Below are 18,784 nucleotides of genomic sequence, written 5' to 3' on the forward strand. Positions count from 1 at the left end.
AACTTTTTTTTGAGTACATTATGTTTGTTCCTCCCCCATTGCACAAAGGCGATACTTTAATTGCGATCGCACCTAGTGGTACATTAAGAGAAAGAGAAAAGGAAAGATTTGAAGAAGGATTAAAAATTTGGCAAGAAAGAGGTTATGAAATTGTTTTAGAGGAAAATTATGAAGCAAGGGAAGGATATTTGGCTGGAAATGATGCTATTCGTCGTCAAGCCTTAGAAGTAGCATGGACAAACCCTGAATATAAAGGAATAATCTGCGTCAGAGGAGGTTATGGAGGGGCAAGATTATTGGAAAATTGGCAGTGGGCAAAAATTAATCCTCCGAAATGGTTCATCGGTTTTTCCGATGTCACAAGCCTGTTATGGAGTCTTTATAATGAGAACATTATCAGTCTTCATGGTCCAGTTTTAACAACTATTGCTCAGGAGTCTCAATGGTCAATAGAGCGTTTATTTAATTATATTGAAGGGGAAAAATTGCCGGAGTTACAAGGGAAAGGATGGGGAGGCAAAAAAGCTACAGGAAGGCTGTTACCAGCGAATTTAACTGTAGCAACCCACTTACTATGTACCCCTGTATGTCCCAAATTTAATGACGTAATTTTAGCCTTAGAGGACGTGCAGGAAGCTCCCTATAAAATTGATCGCATGATTACCCAGTGGCGTTTAATGGGCATTTTGGACAAAGTTAAGGGAGTTATTTTAGGTCGTTTCAGTGGTTGTGATGCTCCTGAAAGTATTCCCAGTTGGACTGTAGAACAAGTATGGTGCGATCGCCTTCAGGGCTTGGAGATACCGATTATTAGCAACTTACCTTTTGGACATGATGGGGATAATGCCTGTTTACCAGTGGGGGGGAAAGTAGAAATAGATGGAGAAACAGGGATTTTAAGTTTTCTCTAATTTCCTAATTTCATAGACTTTTAGGAAGATAAACTGGAAAAGATAAACAAAGGGTAACGATGTACAGAGCAAAGTTAAAAGGGCAAAGGGCAAGGGGCAAAGGGCAAAGGTAAATAGTTGATGATAATTAAGTTGATGATAATTAATAACTTCTAACTCCGAACTCATTCCCCTAATATCTGAAACCTGAAACCTATCCTTATCCGATATTCTTAAACCGACTTGAGATTATTTAGGGATAAAAACCAAGAGTGGGCAAACCGAGATTTTCTTCCCATCCCATCATAATATTTAAACATTGTACGGCTTGTCCTGCTTGTCCTTTAATTAAGTTATCAATTGCTGACATAACAATGACTCTACCTGTACGAGGATCGACTTCAATACCTATATATCCAACGTTTGTACTGCAAGCCCATTTTGTTTGCGGGTAAATTCCTTTATCTAAAACTTCTACAAAAATAGAGTTACGGTAGAAGGCTTTATAAACAGTAATTATGTCATCGGTTACTAATCCAGGGTCAGTTAATGTGCCATAAACTGTGGCAAGAATTCCCCTCGGCATGGGGATGAGATGGGGCGTAAATTGAATTTTTACATCTCTACGAGCTAAATCTGAGCAAATTTGTTCAATTTCTGGGGTATGACGATGTTTTGCTACTCCATAAGCTCCCAATGAACCATCTGCTTCTGCTAAAAGCAAATTTATTTTTCCTTGTCTTCCTCCTCCTGATGTTCCAGATTTTGCGTCGATAATAATTGTTTCTGGTAAAACTAAACCTTGTTTTAATAAGGGGGCTAAAGCTAACAAACTAGCAGTTGGGTAACATCCGGGGCAACCAATTAAACTACTGTTTTTGATTTGTTCTCGATATAATTCAGGTAAACCATACACTGCGGTGGATGCTATATCTTTATCTTCTCTTTCGGTTTTATACCATGCCGTATAGGTGTCTAGGTTTTTGAAACGGTAGTCAGCGGATAAGTCTAATACTTTACAGCCTTTGGCAATTAATTGAGGAGCAAAACCACAGGCTAAACCGTTAGGAAGTCCTAAAAACACTATTTGACAACGAGATGCGATCGCATCTAGGTTGATAGGCTCTATTTTTGTTTTGACTTTATTATATAGATGAGGGTATAAATCGCCATAATCTTTTCCAGCACTACTATCACCCCCTAAATAAACAACCTCAACCTCTGGATGGTCTAATAGTAACCTAACTAATTGTACGCCACCATAACCAGACGCACCTACAATCCCCACAGAAACTTTACCTGAATTACTCATAATTGCTGAAGACGATAAATTTAATCACACTTTTGCTGAATTTTAATACGAAACCTACAAATTAGATCGCCTCTTTCGGAAAAAATAGGGTTCGAGGCAATTAGCAATGAGTAATGAGCAATTAATTAAAACCTGAAACTTGCCTAAATATAAATCAATAGAATCTTGGTAAAATTGATAAAAATTGATCTATTCTGGTGTGATAGTGAATAAGTTTTGATTATGAATATTAATTCTTCGCTGAAAATTTTATTACTCTCGTCTCCCGCTGTGATTGGAACTCTTTTTCTTAATCTAGTCTATGGAGATTCTGTTCAAGCCTTGGACTTATTAAACTCTGAAGGTTCTATTTCTACATCTAATCCTAGTCCTAGTAACTTAAACTGCGATCGCAGTTTCTGTACAGGAAATCAATATTTAGCGGCTTTTCCCCAAGTTGATCAACAAGAATCTGTGAATCAATTCCCTAATGTAGAGCAAAATGAAGAAGGACATCTATTATTGGATGTAACAGAAGAAGAAAGCGATACCGCAGTACAAATGTTTGGCTGTGACTGTGTTAAGGCAATTAATGCTTTACGACAATTAAGAGGTATTCCTGTAGGAGTAGAAGGAGATCGCATTTTACCCGGTCCCTTGATTCGCCCCTGTACCCAAAGATTACCTTCTGCTTAATGATTTGGTATATCTTAAATTAAAAATATGATGTTTATCTGGGTATTGTGGTGTTGAGGTGATATATATTGTCAACTTTTAGTTGTCAGTGAATAACTTTTTTGATTAATTGTCAACTATTTTTTAGTATTTGCTCAATTCCTAATTTTTAATGATTGAATGACTGTATTTTTTATCGGTGCTGGTATTGGTGATGCTGATCATTTGACCGTAAAAGCTCATCGTCTCATTTCTCAAGCGGACGTTATTATCTACGATGCTTTAATTGATAATCAAATTCTTCAGCTTGTCCCGGAAAATTGTTTACAAATCCCTGTGGGTAAAAGAGGAGGAAAAGTAAGTACTCCCCAAGAAACAATTAACCAATTATTGGCACAATATGCACCCGTATATAAAACTATAATTAGACTCAAGGGAGGTGATCCGGGGATATTTGGGAGAATAAATCCAGAAATTGAAACTTTACAAGCTATTAATACGGACTATGAACTTATACCGGGGATTTCTTCTTCTATTGCCGCTCCTTTGTTAGCTAATATATTCCTTACAGAAAAAGAAAATAGTCATGGTTTTATGGTTGTCACAGGACATGATCCTAATTTATTGAATTGGCAAGTCCTCAGCCAAGTTGACACCCTTGTTATTTTAATGGGTAGTAAAAATTTACCTATTATCGTCGATAAACTCCAAGAGTACGGGCGATCGCATCTTTTCCCCATTGCGATTATTAAACAAGCAGGAAACAGCCAACAACAAATATGGAAAGGCACACTAGGGAATATTGTTGAGCAAACAGTTAATATTTCTTTATCTCCCTGCATTATTGTTATTGGTAAAGTGGTTAGATAAGTAAGGAAGGAGTAATTAGTAAATAGATTATCAAAGGGCAAACCCCCTTTTATCACCCCTCTCGAGAGGGGAGGGCAAAGGTGAATAGTTGATAATTAAAAATTAAGAATTAAGAATTAAAAACTCTGAACACTCATTACTTTCTTCTAAAACCTGAAACCTGAAACCTGACACCCGATAACTCCGAACTCCAAACCCTCTCTCCCAACCATCCGTGAAATTAGTATATATATTGTAGAGTCAAATAATGTCCAATTATCGAGAATCATATCCCTTAGCAGGAGAAACAATTTTAATTACCCGTGCCTATCAAAGTGGAAATAGTTTTCGGCAAATGTTAGAAGCCAAAGGGGCGACAGTTTTGGAAATGCCAGCTTTGGAAATTAAACCTCCCTCTAGTTGGCAACCCCTAGATAAAGCGATTAATCATATTGCCGATTTTCATTGGTTAATTCTTACTTCTGCTAATGGGGTTGAGTATTTCTTGGAAAGGTTACATCATCTTGGGAAGGATATTAATTATCTCAAAAACTTAAAAATAGCTGTGGTTGGCAAAAAAACTGCTCATTTTTTGGAGAAATATAATATATCTCCTGACTTTATCCCTCCTGATTTTATCGCTGATTCTCTAGTGACTCATTTTCCTGAAAGTATTGAGGGCAAAAAAATTCTATTTCCTAGGGTAGAAACGGGAGGTAGAGAAATTTTAGTACAAGAATTAACTCAACAAGGGGGAGAAGTTGTGGAAATACCCGCTTATCAATCCACTTGTCCTGATACCATAGATAATACAGTATGGGACGCTTTAGTAAAAGAAGTTATTAGTATTATCACCTTTGCTAGTTCAAAAACCGTCCGTAATTTTCATTATCTTGTGACTCAAGCCTTACAAACAACTCCCCAGTTAACTTTATCATCATTATTAACAGAAGTTGCGATCGCATCTATAGGTCCTCAAACATCTATGACTTGTCAAGAATTATTAGGTAAAGTTGATATTGAAGCCCAAGAATATACTCTGGAAGGATTAGTTGATTCTCTGGTGAAAAAGCAATACACCTCATAAATCATTCAAATTATGACCTTGTTGGTTATAGCAAAATTTACTAATATTTCATAGTTTGCCATTGTTTCCGATTTTTTGATCATCATCATGAATAAAATATTAGCCATTGGCGAGGCATTATTTGATTTTCTTCCCCATAAGAAAGTTTTAGGAGGAGCCCCTGTTAATTTTAGTGTTAACTGTGTACAACTAGGGGCAGAAGTTACTCTGTTAACGAGAATTGGGCAAGATATTTTAGGAGCGGAAATTGTCAAAAATTTACACCAAAAAGGGGTTAGTTCTGATTATATACAATGGGATCAGGAAAAAGAAACAGGCAAAGTAATGGTTAATTTAACCAAAAGTGGAGAGCCAAGCTATTTTATTAAAGAAAATGTTGCTTGGGATTATTTAGCTTTAGATCATAATTTACTCAATAATTTACACAATTACCAAGTTTTATATTTTGGTACTTTAGCTCAAAGAAATACTGTCAGCCGTCAAACAATAAACACTATTATCAGTCAATTTAAAGGGATAAAATTTTTAGATTTAAACCTGCGTAATCCGATAATTGACCAACAAATAATTCTACAAAGTATTTATCAGACTAATATTCTCAAACTTAACTTATTTGAAGCAGAATATCTCATTAATCATCTTAACTTCGATCGCAATCTTTCAACTTGGTTAAATAACTATCAATTAGATTTAATAGTTTTAACTCAAGGAGAGAAAGGCACTAAATGGATTGATAAAACAGGAGAATATAGTGGAGAAATATCAAGAGCAAAAAAAAATATTAATGCAGATTCAGTGGGTGCAGGAGATGGGGTTTCGGCGGCTATTATAACTGGATATTTACAAGGTTTAAAACCTCTTGAAATAATTGCTAAAGCTAATAAAATTGGTGCTTATATTGCTAGTCATTCGGGAGCAATAGTTATTTTAAATCAATTTCAATGATATTATTTAGGCTCTATTATGTTGAATATGTAAATTATTGGTTAGTTTAAAAAATAAGGAATTATTGGATAATAATTTATAAACTTTTAGCCTTTACTTTGCTATAAAAAACATTAAACAAAGATTATAGAAAGTATTTTGTCTTAATTCATTATAAGTGTTGTAAAATAACCATCATTTATAATTTTTTTCTTAAAGTTATTTTTTTCGTAAAATATAGTTTTTAATTAATAAAAGAGTATGGATTGTTATATGTAAAAAATATTTTCATATACTTTAAATTCTTGATTATAATAATAAGAGTCAGTATAAAAATTTTAGTTAATTAAAGGTTAAAAACTGCTTAATTTTTGATTAAGCTATAAATAAATTAATAACTTATGGGAGATAAACACTCAGATTTAATTCTAATCATTGATGATAACGCTACCTATAGAAAAGTCTTGGTTAAGATTTTAGAGCAGGAAAATTTTAAAACTTTTGAGTGTAAAAATGGCTATCAAGGAATAGAAAAAGCTTTAAAAATACAGCCTAATTTAATCCTTTTAGATATAAAAATGCCTGAAATTAATGGATTTGAGACTTGTATTGAAATAAAAAAGAATAGTGCGATCGCAAATATTCCCATTATTTTTATGACCTCATTAGACGATTTAGAATATAAAATAAAGGGCTTAAAAATAGGTGGAGTTGATTATATAACAAAACCATTTCAACCAGAAGAGGTATTATATAGAGTTAAAATACATTTAAAATTAGTCAATATAAACAAAACACTAAGCCATAAAAATAAACAATTAGAAGCAGAGGTAAAAGCTAGAAAAAGAGCTGAAAAAAAACTAATTAAATTGAATAAAAATTTGGAGGATAAAGTTAATGAAAAAACAAAACATTTACATCAAGCATTATTAGAGTTAAGACAAAGAGAAAAGGAATTAGCATATAAAGCCTACTATGATGATTTAACAAAATTACCAAATCGTAGCTGGCTTAATTCTTATTTAACTGATTTAATTCAAGAAGCAAACAAAAAAAACTTGAGCAACGCAGATGTTTTTCATTCTATTCTCTTTATTGATTTAGATCGTTTTAAAGTAATTAATGATAGTTTAGGACATTTAATCGGAGATCAATTATTAGTCTTGGTTGCTGAAAGATTGATACATTTTTCTCCTGAAAATTCTCTTGTTAGTCGTTTTGGAGGAGATGAGTTTATTATTCTCTTACAAGATGATAAATGTGTAGAAAGTGTCACTAATACTGTTAAGTTACTGTTGCAAGAATTACAAAAACCTTTCATTGTTAATAATTATAAATTGTTTATTAATGCGAGTATTGGGGTGGCAATTCATAATTATCAAAAAGTAGATGTTACTAATATTTTAAGGGATGGAGATGTTGCCTTATATCAGGCAAAAAAAAATGGGAAGGGAACTTATGTTATTTTAGATGAAACTACCAGAAATCAGGCTTTATCTAGGCTAGAGTTAGAAAACGATTTAAGAAAGGCATTGGAAGAAGAAAAATTAGACTTATATTATCAACCGATTTTTTGCTTAAAAAATAATATTATTAAAGGTTTTGAAGCCTTAATTCGTTGGAATCATCCCCAATTTGGTTTTATTTCTCCACAATTATTTGTTTCCATTGCAGAGGAAATAGGCTTAATCAATTGGCTAAACGATTTTGTATTGACAAAAGCCTGTCATCAATTGGGAATTTGGTTTTCTTCTTTTCGGAATTTTCCCCATATATTTGTCAATGTTAATTTATCAATTATTAATTTATCTCAAAGTAACATTACAGAAAAAATAGACTATTTTTTAACTCAAAAATTATTTCCTGAGAGTTGTCTAAAAATAGAAATTACGGAGGGATGTTTAGAAGATGCAACTTCTTCAACCTTTGAGATTTTAAACAAGATAAATGATAGGGGAATTAACCTTTGTATTGATGATTTTGGTACGGGATACTCTTCCCTTAGTCGCTTACATTCTTTGCCGATTAAAACTCTCAAAATAGATAAAAGTTTTGTGGACAAAATTGGTACGCAGGTGAGTAGTCAAACTATTATTAAAACGATTCTAGCTTTAGCTCATAGTTTGGAAATGGAAGTTGTAGCCGAAGGAGTAGAAAATAAAATGCAGAAAGATATTTTAACTTATCTTGGTTGTGATTTTGCTCAAGGTTATTTCTATTCTCCTCCTTTAGATGTCAATAGTGCCACTGATTTTTTGGCCTCAGTTTTTGAATAAACCTATCAAAAAAAATCGTATTAATCAAATAAATCAAGACCATTTTATTATAGAATTTTGACAACCTGAAATAACCCTCTGAGGTAGAGTCTTTTATAAGGTAAACACTTCTTCTTGATGACTAATTATCAATAACTATGAAAACTAATACATTATCAGTTAATCGCATTTTAAATCCTACAGGATGGTTACTTTTAATCTTGCTAACCTTAATTCTCTCTACACTTTCTTTTGTATCCTTAGATAAAAATCAAACTCTGCCTCTGTGGATAGCGACGCTCATTAGCGGTATCTTAGGTTATATCGTTGTTCCCATACTACAGAAAATTAAAGCCTCTCAAATTATTCAAGAAGACGGCCCTCAAAGTCACCTCAAAAAAGCTGGAACTCCTACAATGGGGGGAATTTTTTTCATTCCCACTGGCTTAATTATTGCTCTAATCATGGCAAATTTCAGTCCTAATGTCATTGCCTTAGTATTACTAACTTTTGCCTATAGCTTTATAGGTTGGGTTGATGATTGGCAAATTTTGCGTAAAAAAACAAATTTAGGCTTAACTCCTAAACAAAAATTAATTTTACAAGTGGGTTTTGCCATTATTTTTTGTGTCTGGATGTTTTTCACTCAACCGGCATCTATCACAAATGTTACTCTACCATTCAACATCATTTTGCCTCTAAGTTTTCTTTTTTGGTTTGTTGCTGTTTTTGTCATGGTAGCCGAGAGTAATGCTACTAATTTAACGGATGGTGTTGATGGATTAGCAGGAGGCACAGGTGCGATCGCATTTTTAGGTTTAGGAATATTAATAGCTAACTCCCATCCTGATTTACTGATTTTTTGTTTAGCCATTAGTGGTAGTTGTTTAGGATTTGTGTTACACAACCGCAATAAAGCCTCTGTATTTATGGGTGATACTGGCTCACTGGCTTTAGGGGCAGGATTAGCCGGAGTGGGTATTTTAAGCGAAAACCTATGGGCTTTATTTATTATCAGTTTGTTATTTTTTATTGAATCTTTATCTGTTATTGCACAGGTAACATATTATAAAGCAACAAAAGACTCAGAAGGAAAAGGAAAAAGATTATTTAAAATGGCGCCTATTCATCATCACTTAGAATTAAGCGGCTGGAGTGAAACACAAATAGTGGGTATTTTTTATATCATTAATACAATTTTAGTCTTGATGGTAGTCTCAATTAGTAATTAACCTCAGTTCGGTTTAAGAATATTGGATGAGGGTAGGTGTCAGGTGTCAGGTTGCGGGTGTCAGGTTGCAGGTGTTAGGGGATGGAGGGATGAGGTGATGAGGGGAAAGGGGGAAACAAGTAATAAATAATAAATAAGTAGTAAGTATTCGTGGTTTTTAATTCTTAATTCTTAATTTTTAATTCTTAATTCTTAACTATTTAACGTCAATTCGGGTTAAGGCAATTTTATCGTTATTTCTAAGAAGAAGCTATAAGGTTTTCTGACTAGGAGAAAATAATGCTTTCAGCTTATCCAAAACTCAGGTTAATTAGCAATTAATTAAAGCCTGAAAACTCGCTAAATCAAACATTCCCCCAAAACAACTGAGGTCACTTCTAACGGCGAATCAATGAACCAAGAGTCCCTCACTATAACCCGTCTGGTTTAGTGACGGGAGTGTAAAATATCAAGTGAAATATAATTTACTTAGTGAACTATAATTGATAAAAGATAAAGATAGATTAGTCAAATCAAAGTATTCAAAACAACCCGCCATAAGAAAAAAGTTGACATTTATTTAACATAAATTAGTTATTCTAGGTAAATCCATAATGAGTGAAGCACAAGAATTTCGTCACATTCTCGTGATTGAAGATAGAAAAGGCAGAAGAATCGTCTTTTTAGAAGAAAGCAACTACACTATCGGGCGAGATTCTCATAACCCCATTATTCTTTACGATTATCAAGTTTCAAGAACCCACGCCACTTTAATTCGTAAAATGGATGAAGAGGGAGAAAATTTTTCTTATCGCTTAATAGATGGAGATTTACAAGGAAAAAAAAGTACTAATGGTGTATTTGTCAACGGGCATTCAACTATTTCCCATGAGTTGAAACACGGAGATAGTATTCGTTTTGGTACTGATGCAAAAGCCAATTATTATATTGTCCCTAGCGATTCTAGCATTGATCTTTTCAATCCAGAAAACTTAGACCGCATATCCGCTTCACGAGTAACTCTAACTAATCAATCCAGTGAAACAATGATTAGTAAAGAGGAAAATTCTAGTAATCCTGAAGACCAACAAGAGTTGATTCGTTTAGCCTCATTCCCTGAATTAAGTCCAAATCCTATTATTGAGCTAGATTGGGAAGGAAATATTACTTATATAAATCCTGCCGCCAGTATTAAGTTTGAGACAATTCATGAGGATAAATTAGACCATCCCATTCTTTCGGGTTTATTAACTGAGTACAATAACAGGCAAGGAAATTTATTTCTCAGAGAGGTAAAAATCGGCTCAGAAGTCTTTGAGCAGTATGTTCATTATTTGTCTGAAAAAAAACTGGTAAGAAGTTATATTTATGACTTTACTCAAAGAAAACAAACTGAAGCTCAATTAAAAGATAGTCAATCTCGTTACCTTGCCATTCTTAAACATATTTCTGAGGGAGTTTTTCTTGCCTATGCCAGTAATCGCAGAATTATTGAAATCAACGATGGTTTTTCTAAATTGTTAGGATATTCTTCCGAAGACTTAAGTAATTTAACTCTCTACAATATTGTTGCTAGTGATTTAGCCAGTTTCAATAAAGATTTAACTCAAGTACAAGAAACGAAGCAAGATTTACTAGAAGAGTATCTTTATCGTCGTCCTGATGGTACTTTGGTAAATTTAGAGTCGAGTGTTAGTTTAATTACTTATCAGAATAAAGAAATTTTTTGTTTTGTACTTCGTAATCCTAATAAGCAGGTAAGTTCTACACAAGACTATTCCAATTATTTAGCATTTCATGATGCTCTTTTAAATATTCCCAATCAAAATTTATTTGAACAACAATTAGAAATTGCGATCGCAAATGCTCAACGTTATCAATATCTAATGGGAGTCTTGTTTGCACAAATCGAAAACTGGCAAGAATATCAAAATCAACACCCAAAAGATGAAAGTGAGAAACTACTAAAAAACTTTACTCAAATTTTTCAATCATGCCTTAGAACAGGAGATCTAATAGCCAGATGGGATGAAGACAAATTTGCTGTTTTATTTCCCCATATCAGAGGACCAAGAGATCCTGCTAGAATTACAAAAAAAATATCCTCAACTCTTACTAGCTACTTACAAGAACAAACAGCCAATAAACAAGTTAAACTAGAGTTGAAATTAAGTTTATTGATTTATCCCATAGATGGGGAAGATAAATCCTTAATCACCAAAAACGGTTTACTATCCCTTGAACAAGTGAAAATAAGCAATCCTAATTATGGAGCAACAGGATTTAACCTCACTCCAAAAGGTGCTAGTCTTCTGAAACTAGAAAACTTAATTGGTACAGCCGTAAAAGAACAACAATTCTTCCTTTGTTATCAACCTCAAACAGATATTAACACAAGGGAACTAACGGGCTTAGAAACTCTACTGCGGTGGGAGCATCCTGAGTTAGGAAAAATTACTCCCCGTCACTTTTTGCGTCTAACAGAAGAAACTGATTTTATGTTGCCCCTAGGGATTTGGATTTTACAAACCGCCACCATGCAGATGCAAAAGTGGACTCACGAAAACATTTCACCTCTACCTATCGGGGTTAACATTTCTGCCCGTCAATTCTGCCAACCCAACTTTTTAGAAACAATTATCAAAATTCTCGAACAAACTGGATTACCTGCCCATTTACTGGAGTTGGAAATCACGGAAAACTGTTTCTTACACAATCCTGACTATGCCTATCAAATTTTGAATAAATTATCAGAACAAAAAGTTCGCCTCTGTTTTGATGGTTTTGGCAGTGGTACTTCTTCCCTTGTTTATTTACAAAAAGTACCCTTTAACACTGTAAAAATTAGCCCTTCTATTATCACTCAATTAGATAATAACTCTCAAAATCAATCTTTAGTGCAATGTATGAGTGCATTTTGTCAGGGTTATAATTCCCGTCTAGTGGCTGTAGGTGTGGAAAAACTAGAACAAATGGAATTACTAAGAAATTTGGGTTGTCATCAAATACAAGGTAATTTACTAAGTCGTCCTTTACCCTCTAAAGATATTACTACTTTCTTAAATAAAGGAGATCACCAGTTAACGAATTCCTAGCTACTGCGTAAATTTTTTTTAGCCAAAATAATTTTCAGGTTAAATATACTTGATTATATTATTAACTATCAATGAAAAAGGAATATTATAGAATGTCAGACAATCCTAGTTTATTTTTGCCAGAATCTCAATTGTTAATTCTTAATATAGTTTGTGCTTTAGCATGGGCTGATAATGAATTGAGTGAAGAAGAAACGGAAATACTATTAGAAAAATTTAAGTCGAATCTTCCTCCTGAACCAGAACCGATTTACTTTGATGATCCTGACCCTTTTTATAATACTATGGGGTTATCTTCATTTACTGTTGCTGAACAAACTCAAGCCAGAGTTAATGCAGAAATTGCTTTTAAAGACATTTTAAATCGCTATAAACAAAATCCAATACCCCTTTCTGATTTAGTATCCCAACTAAAAACTAATGAAGACCGTTGTTTATGTGCAAAATTAGCTTATGTGGTGATTAAAGCTAGTCCTGACAATCAAGGTAATTTGATTTGTGCTGATGAAAAAATGGTATATCGTCAACTGATTCAATTGTTAAATCTTGATCCTGAAGTCGTGCAAAAGATAGAACAAAGGGCAGATTATGAGTTAGATAAATTTCAACATCCTTTTAAAGCCTTTATGGGAAATGTGAAAAAGTTTTTTCTGAAAAAAATTATTTAACCTGAGTTCGGGATAAATTTTCATCGATGAGTGATGGCGAAAAGGGCAATTTAATGAATATTGAATAGTGAATAGTTGATAATTACTCGTTACTCATTACTTTCTTCTAAAACCTGAAACCTGAAACCTGAAACCCGACACCTTATCTCCCTCTCCCCTCATCCCCTCATCCCCCTAACACTTGCAACCTGCAACCTGAAACTTGACACCTCCGAACTCAAACACATCAATACCCTAACACCTAACCTTTCTGAGGAGAGTGAGAATAAAATGTTTTTAAATTGCGCTAACTTTATCTTAATTTTTATGTTGCAAGAGGTCTATTGTTACGAGTTATTCACTGATTGAACACCATCTGTTATTATTGTGTGGGGAGTGATTTAATATTTCTTAAAACTTTGATCAACATCAATTTATATAGTTAAAGTAGCGAAAATAATGTTATTCAACAGAAAAAGCCTTTGGACTCAGATCCGACAGACCGTATTTATGTTAGGTTTAATCAACATTCTCCCCACATTTACAGAAGTTGTCAGTGCACAGAATAAGCCATTATCGATTTCTCAACGCCCTTCCGTTGCTGTTAGTCAAGTCTCTCTCAGAGAAATTGAACAAATGGTGGATGAGTTACAGAATCTCATTTATCGGGTCGAAAGTACTTTAATCACTGCTGAAGCTCAAAATACAAAGTATGAAGGATCTATGAGTGCTGTAGTGCAAGAATTGGCTAAATATCGTCAATATACTAATGTTAGCTATACAGAAACAAAGTCTAATAGTCGTTACAGTAATAATAGGGCTTACGAAGCGATCGCATCTGCTCAACAATTGTTAATAGAATTTCCCACCCTAGCCCGTCAAAACTTTCCCCAAGCTCGTAGAATGTGGCTAGATGCTAGAAGAGAATTATGGGATAATTACCCTGTAGATAGACCTTTTGCTCAATCGGAAATAAGGGCTATTTGGCTCGATCGAGGTACTATAGTCAAGGCAAGATCTAAAGCTGATTTAGAACCTTTATTTAATCAAATGGCAGAAGCGGGAATTAATACCGTTTTCTTTGAAACTATTAACGCCAGTTATCCTATTTATCCTAGCCGAGTTGCTCCTGAACAAAACCCCATGACTAAAGGTTGGGATCCTCTCAAAGCTGCGATCGAACTAGCCCATGAAAGAAATATGGAATTACACGCTTGGGCTTGGATTTTTGCGGCGGCAAATCAGGGACATAATCAAATATTAGGACAACCACAAAACTATCTAGGACCAGTTTTATCTCGCAATCCGACGTGGGTGTTAAAAGATGAAAATGGTGCTGTTTTTAATCACACCCCCGGATTTAAAAAAGCCTTTTTTGATCCAGCTAATCCCTATGTTAGAAATTATCTTTATTCCCTCTTAGAAGAAATTGCCACTAACTATGATGTGGACGGTATTCAATTAGATTATATTCGTTATCCTTTCCAAGATAATCATACTAGACAAACCTTTGGTTACACCGCCGCCAGTCGTCATTTCTTTAAAGAAAGCCATGGAGTAGATCCGAAAAAAATTCAAAAATCTTCCTCTGCATGGTCTGTTTGGACTGGTTTTAAAATTAAACAAATAGATAGTTTCGTAGCAGAAGTTTCCCAAAGACTCAAAGAAAAACGCCCAGATTTAATACTTTCGGCGGCAGTATTTCCGATGGAAAGAAACCAGAGACTAAATGTATTACAACAACACTGGGAAGAATGGATTTACAGTGGTTGGGTTGATGTTATGGTACTTATGACCTATGCTTTAGATACAGGAAGTTTTGAAGCTAGAACCCAATCCATACAAGATTTAGCAGGGAAAAATTCAGGCTTAGTTATTCCGGGCATTCGTTTATTAAGCGTACCTGATACCGAAACTTTTGACCAAGTTCAATCCATTCGTAATATGCCCTCTACTGGGTATGCCTTATTTGCGGCGGAGAATTTTCAACCCACTTTGCAAAAAATGCTCCAACAAACTCAGGGAACAACTGCATCTCCTATTCCTTATCGAGACCCCTTTCAAAGCGCACAAGAGCGTTATCAAGCATTACAAAAAGAATGGATTTTTCTATTAGCTAATAATCAAATTAACATTGATCCCGCTTACTTACAACAATGGTCAGCACAAGCAGATAAATTAGGCGATCGCTTCTCTGATTTAGCCAAAAATCCTACACCAGCTAAATTAAAAGATCTTGAAAAAGATTTATCTATATTTAAAGTAAGATTCAGCCACTTTTTAGCAAAACATAGCCAAACAAATCCCGAACAAGTAGAAACATGGAAAAATCGTTTAGCTACTCTTGAATCTCTACTAAAATATGGAGAAAGAACTGTTTTTTTGACACAAAATTAAATTCATCTCAGTGAGAGGTAATAATCTCTCATTTAGGTAGGTCTCAGGTCGAAAATTCCGTCAAAAGCCTGAGATATTGTAGCATCAAAGCAAAAATACTGAATAACAGGAAATCAGAAAATCTTTTTTTTGCTGACTCCTGAATTCTGGCTCGGCAATTCCCACCTTGACCAGCTAAACTTTACTCAAGTGTAAGATATAAGTAATAAGACAAATTTAACTAACACTATTAGACACCAACGCAAAATTAAAATCAATTTCTATGGGACAGTAGTCGATTTTTTTCTTTTGCCTGTTGCCTACCTTAACCGAAAATTTTATGTCGAACTCAGGTTGCAAGAAGTCTATTGAAAAGTATTTTGATAGAGTTTATTAACTTCTTGATAGGTTTGCCACTCTCCGTTACCTCTTAAACGGCGTAATTTGTTCTCCATTAAAATACGAGCTTCTGTTCTACTTAAAGGCTCAAATAGTGGGGATTGTGACTGTATTACTACTTTAAAAAAGAGACGTTGAGCGTAAAGAGTAGTAAATAATTCCTCATTTTTATCGATAACACACAACCGATATAAAAGACCAAAATTAGGGTGATTTATGTATATTTCTGTACTCATTAAGGTTATCTAGTCAGGGTTCATTTTTGCGGTTTATCATGGACGATACTAGATTTTATCGCTTATGGGACAATTATTCTATGGCTAGGTATAAATAACTTAACTTTTGTTTACTTTCACTTAGCCCTTCTTATTATGTCAGTCCAATCCCACAATATCAGATTTGGAGAAGTTTCAGATTGACGAAGGTAATAAGTAATGAGAAAAGGGAGAGGTGATAGGGGAAAACAAGTAACGAGCATGAGAGTTAGGAGTTTTTAATTCTTAATTTTTAATTTTTAATTATCAACTATTCACTATTCACTAATTACCCTTACCCCTTTACATCTTGCCTTAACCCTCTCCCCTCATCTCCTCATCACCCTAACACCTGCAACCTGCAACCTGACACCTGACACCTAACCTTATCAGATATTCTTAAACCGAACTGAGGTTACAATTAATTTTGTTCACCCACTTAGTTAACGGAAAGAAAAAGCAGTATTGTGGGGAGTATTTCCCAGAGCGTTACTGAGTTGAGAATGAATATAACCATTAGTGGCTAATATTCTTCCACTATCTAAATCGAATTCAGAGCCATCATAGGCAGTGACAAATCCTCCTGCCTCTTTAACTATTACAACTCCCGCTAATAAATCCCAAGGTTTTAATCCTCTTTCCCAATAACCATCCAGTCGGCCTGTGGCTACATCACATAAATCTAAAGATGCACTTCCTCCTCTCCTTACTCCCTGAGTTAAATGAGTCAAATAACAAAATTCGGCATAGTTATTATCTTCTGTTTCCCTACGATCATAAGCAAAGCCTGTTACTAATAAACTATTTGTTAAGTTATTTGTTCTGGAAACCCTAATTGGTACACGATTCAATGTTGCCCCTAAACCGTCAGCCGCACTCCATAACTCTTCACGAATGGGATTATACACGACTCCAACTAAGGGTTTTCCCGAAGCCAGTAAGCCAATAGAAACAGCCGCTTGAGGATAACCATGAGCGTAATTTGTTGTACCATCAAGAGGATCTATTACCCACAAATATTCACTTTCTTGGATGCCAATTGTGCCTGATTCTTCGGCAAGAATACCATGATCAGGATAATGTCTTTTTATGACACTTAATACTTTTTCTTCAGATTTTTGATCTACTTCTGTAATTAAGTCTCCAGACCTACCTTTTTCTCTAATATCTAATTGTTTACCCCAATATTGTTTTAAAATAGCTCCTCCTTCTTGGGCGGCTAAAATAGCAATATCAAGAAGTTTTTGTTTTTTAAGAAGATTTGAAGATTCGCTCATTTTTAAGTTAATTGAGAATTGATTGGATTTTTTTTAGTTGAAATCTGATAAAGGGCAATGGGCAATGGTGAATAGTTGAGAATTAATAACTTCTAACTCCTGTACGGGCGAATGGCCATTCGCCCCTAACTAACTCCGTTCACGACTGAAAGGAGTGTACTAGCACAGCGAACTCTCCGAACTCCCTAACACCGTAAGGGTTGAATATACTCAACCCCTACCACCTGATACCTACTCTTATACGATATTCCTAATTCTTACCAATCTTGTGCGAACTTTTGATTGTCAAAGCTCTTTATTTTATCTATATTGTCAACTTTTAGTTAACAATTAAATTTTATTTTTAATCAGGAAGTTTATATTGAGAAACAATTTTTTCCGCATACTCAGGAACGTGATCTTTTAGTTTTTCTGGATAATTACGTTTAACATAAAGATAATTGCGGGTAAAGTGAGAGTCAATGGAAAAACGGGCATATTCTAAGCCTTTTGGTCCTACTTTTTCTATCACTACTCCCATTAGTTTTGCCGCCCACATGGGTAGTGTTACGCCTTGATCATAAGCAGGAATACTGTTTTGTACGGCTTGGGTGCGATCGCCTCTTGAGATAACAGGTTGAGTGTGCAACTGGTTTTTTACCAAATCAAGCATTTCCCTACCAATATCATTACGAACAACAATCCACTGCCAACCAAAAGGCGCTCCCATATAGCCCACTACCAAGTCCGCAAGGGAGTTGACATAATCAAAACAGGTCATACAAGAAGGAGCAAAAACATCCTTTAATTGATTAGTTTTTAAACCAAAGAAAGGTACTTTTTCCACACTGCCATCTTCATGTTTAAAATGTACCCGAAAATCCTGCATAAACTCATAAGCGACAACAGTATCAGGAGACTTACTGGTAGTCTCTAAAAATTTCTGCAATCCTGCACGGGTGACATTATCTACACAAGGAGTACCTAAAACATAGAGTTTTTCTAAGCCTAACTTATCCTCTACTGCCCTTAAAGCCTGAATTTGACAACCAACCCCAATTACCAATAAGCGTTTCATCCCCGACTGTTCAATCTGTTCAAGCACCGATAAATTAGGGGATAGAGTAGGTTTATTCACCTTTGCTCCCAGAATTTCCTCTGTAGTGGTGGCAATAATCGGTTTAGGTTGAAAACGATCTTCATCACTGTTTTGAACGCACACAACTCCTTCTACAAGCCCCTGGGTTAACATTTCACAGGCGATCGTACTCACAATACCAGTCCACTGCGCCCCTTCAATGGGTTCAATTTTTTTTGCAGACATCATTTCCTGATGCACTCCAAAATAAAGGTCATTTTCGTTGTTTAAGTCTCGACTACGCCCATGGGCAATGGTTTCTAATTCAGTAATCTGTTGATTAATAAAAGCACAGGCTTCTTTTACATAGTGGATATAATAGGTATCGCACAATCCGCATTCACTACATAAGTCTTTTGCAGGGCGACGACTACCTTGTTTTAAGGCTTTAGCTTTACGATGAGAATTGATTACGGTCATTTTTGTTTAAATTAATGT

Annotated in this window: 14 protein-coding genes; 10 read left to right on the forward strand and 4 right to left on the reverse strand. The window is 34.7% G+C overall.

The genetic code is table 11. From position 1 onward, the window contains the following. Positions 1–20 precede the first annotated feature (20 nt). Positions 21–911, forward strand: a complete 891-nt coding sequence (locus CYAN10605_RS02365) for a S66 peptidase family protein (RefSeq protein WP_015218336.1) — start codon at positions 21–23, stop codon at positions 909–911. A gap of 232 nt (positions 912–1,143) precedes the next feature. Here the strand turns inward: CYAN10605_RS02365 and argC are convergent, their stop codons facing one another. After that, a complete protein-coding gene (gene argC / locus CYAN10605_RS02370) occupies positions 1,144–2,202 on the reverse strand; it encodes an N-acetyl-gamma-glutamyl-phosphate reductase (protein WP_015218337.1) in 1,059 nt (352 codons plus the stop codon). Positions 2,203–2,424: 222 nt separating this feature from the next. Here argC and CYAN10605_RS02375 point away from each other — a divergent pair, with 222 nt between their 5' ends. From CYAN10605_RS02375 to CYAN10605_RS02415, 9 genes are all read left to right on the forward strand, one after another. Next, positions 2,425–2,877: a hypothetical protein gene (locus CYAN10605_RS02375; protein WP_015218338.1), complete on the forward strand. Its 453-nt coding sequence runs from the start codon at positions 2,425–2,427 to the stop codon at positions 2,875–2,877. Between the two features lie 159 nt (positions 2,878–3,036). Then, positions 3,037–3,726, forward strand: a complete 690-nt coding sequence (gene cobA, locus CYAN10605_RS02380) for a uroporphyrinogen-III C-methyltransferase (protein ID WP_015218339.1) — start codon at positions 3,037–3,039, stop codon at positions 3,724–3,726. A gap of 247 nt (positions 3,727–3,973) precedes the next feature. Further along, positions 3,974–4,792, forward strand: coding sequence for a uroporphyrinogen-III synthase (locus CYAN10605_RS02385; RefSeq protein ID WP_015218340.1), 819 nt, complete (start codon positions 3,974–3,976; stop codon positions 4,790–4,792). 87 nt (positions 4,793–4,879) lie between these two features. After that, complete coding sequence (locus CYAN10605_RS02390) at positions 4,880–5,737, forward strand: PfkB family carbohydrate kinase (protein WP_015218341.1); 858 nt, start codon at positions 4,880–4,882, stop codon at positions 5,735–5,737. Between the two features lie 380 nt (positions 5,738–6,117). Further along, positions 6,118–7,992, forward strand: a complete 1,875-nt coding sequence (locus CYAN10605_RS02395; protein ID WP_015218342.1) for a two-component system response regulator — start codon at positions 6,118–6,120, stop codon at positions 7,990–7,992. A 137-nt stretch (positions 7,993–8,129) separates the two neighbouring features. After that, on the forward strand, positions 8,130–9,203 hold the full coding sequence (mraY, locus tag CYAN10605_RS02400; protein ID WP_015218343.1) for a phospho-N-acetylmuramoyl-pentapeptide-transferase: 1,074 nt from the start codon (positions 8,130–8,132) through the stop codon (positions 9,201–9,203). 592 nt (positions 9,204–9,795) lie between these two features. Then, on the forward strand, positions 9,796–12,276 hold the full coding sequence (locus tag CYAN10605_RS02405) for an EAL domain-containing protein (protein ID WP_015218344.1): 2,481 nt from the start codon (positions 9,796–9,798) through the stop codon (positions 12,274–12,276). Between the two features lie 92 nt (positions 12,277–12,368). Next, positions 12,369–12,944: a TerB family tellurite resistance protein gene (locus tag CYAN10605_RS02410; protein WP_150108922.1), complete on the forward strand. Its 576-nt coding sequence runs from the start codon at positions 12,369–12,371 to the stop codon at positions 12,942–12,944. Positions 12,945–13,433: 489 nt separating this feature from the next. Continuing rightward, positions 13,434–15,320, forward strand: coding sequence for a glycoside hydrolase family 10-like protein (locus CYAN10605_RS02415; protein ID WP_241212793.1), 1,887 nt, complete (start codon positions 13,434–13,436; stop codon positions 15,318–15,320). 344 nt (positions 15,321–15,664) lie between these two features. Here CYAN10605_RS02415 and pipX read toward each other — a convergent pair whose 3' ends face one another. The 3 genes from pipX to CYAN10605_RS02430 form a co-directional block, all read right to left on the reverse strand. Beyond that, positions 15,665–15,934, reverse strand: coding sequence for a transcriptional coactivator PipX (gene pipX / locus CYAN10605_RS02420; protein WP_015218347.1), 270 nt, complete (start codon positions 15,932–15,934; stop codon positions 15,665–15,667). Positions 15,935–16,395: 461 nt separating this feature from the next. Further along, positions 16,396–17,229, reverse strand: coding sequence for an inositol monophosphatase family protein (locus CYAN10605_RS02425; RefSeq protein WP_015218348.1), 834 nt, complete (start codon positions 17,227–17,229; stop codon positions 16,396–16,398). Between the two features lie 343 nt (positions 17,230–17,572). After that, on the reverse strand, positions 17,573–18,766 hold the full coding sequence (locus CYAN10605_RS02430) for a Coenzyme F420 hydrogenase/dehydrogenase, beta subunit C-terminal domain (RefSeq protein WP_015218349.1): 1,194 nt from the start codon (positions 18,764–18,766) through the stop codon (positions 17,573–17,575). Positions 18,767–18,784 lie beyond the last annotated feature (18 nt).

It is taken from the genome of Cyanobacterium aponinum PCC 10605 (genome assembly GCF_000317675.1).
GTDB lineage: Bacteria > Cyanobacteriota > Cyanobacteriia > Cyanobacteriales > Cyanobacteriaceae > PCC-10605.

What these genes read in the sequence shown, in the direction of transcription:
- CYAN10605_RS02365 (WP_015218336.1), top strand. Translation starts at nt 21, where the DNA reads ATGTTTGTTCCTCCCCCATTGCACAAAGGCGATACTTTAATTGCGATC.
- argC (WP_015218337.1), bottom strand. Translation starts at nt 2,202, where the DNA reads ATGAGTAATTCAGGTAAAGTTTCTGTGGGGATTGTAGGTGCGTCTGGT.
- CYAN10605_RS02375 (WP_015218338.1), top strand. Translation starts at nt 2,425, where the DNA reads ATGAATATTAATTCTTCGCTGAAAATTTTATTACTCTCGTCTCCCGCT.
- cobA (WP_015218339.1), top strand. Translation starts at nt 3,037, where the DNA reads ATGACTGTATTTTTTATCGGTGCTGGTATTGGTGATGCTGATCATTTG.
- CYAN10605_RS02385 (WP_015218340.1), top strand. Translation starts at nt 3,974, where the DNA reads ATGTCCAATTATCGAGAATCATATCCCTTAGCAGGAGAAACAATTTTA.
- CYAN10605_RS02390 (WP_015218341.1), top strand. Translation starts at nt 4,880, where the DNA reads ATGAATAAAATATTAGCCATTGGCGAGGCATTATTTGATTTTCTTCCC.
- CYAN10605_RS02395 (WP_015218342.1), top strand. Translation starts at nt 6,118, where the DNA reads ATGGGAGATAAACACTCAGATTTAATTCTAATCATTGATGATAACGCT.
- mraY (WP_015218343.1), top strand. Translation starts at nt 8,130, where the DNA reads ATGAAAACTAATACATTATCAGTTAATCGCATTTTAAATCCTACAGGA.
- CYAN10605_RS02405 (WP_015218344.1), top strand. Translation starts at nt 9,796, where the DNA reads ATGAGTGAAGCACAAGAATTTCGTCACATTCTCGTGATTGAAGATAGA.
- CYAN10605_RS02410 (WP_150108922.1), top strand. Translation starts at nt 12,369, where the DNA reads ATGTCAGACAATCCTAGTTTATTTTTGCCAGAATCTCAATTGTTAATT.
- CYAN10605_RS02415 (WP_241212793.1), top strand. Translation starts at nt 13,434, where the DNA reads ATGTTAGGTTTAATCAACATTCTCCCCACATTTACAGAAGTTGTCAGT.
- pipX (WP_015218347.1), bottom strand. Translation starts at nt 15,934, where the DNA reads ATGAGTACAGAAATATACATAAATCACCCTAATTTTGGTCTTTTATAT.
- CYAN10605_RS02425 (WP_015218348.1), bottom strand. Translation starts at nt 17,229, where the DNA reads ATGAGCGAATCTTCAAATCTTCTTAAAAAACAAAAACTTCTTGATATT.
- CYAN10605_RS02430 (WP_015218349.1), bottom strand. Translation starts at nt 18,766, where the DNA reads ATGACCGTAATCAATTCTCATCGTAAAGCTAAAGCCTTAAAACAAGGT.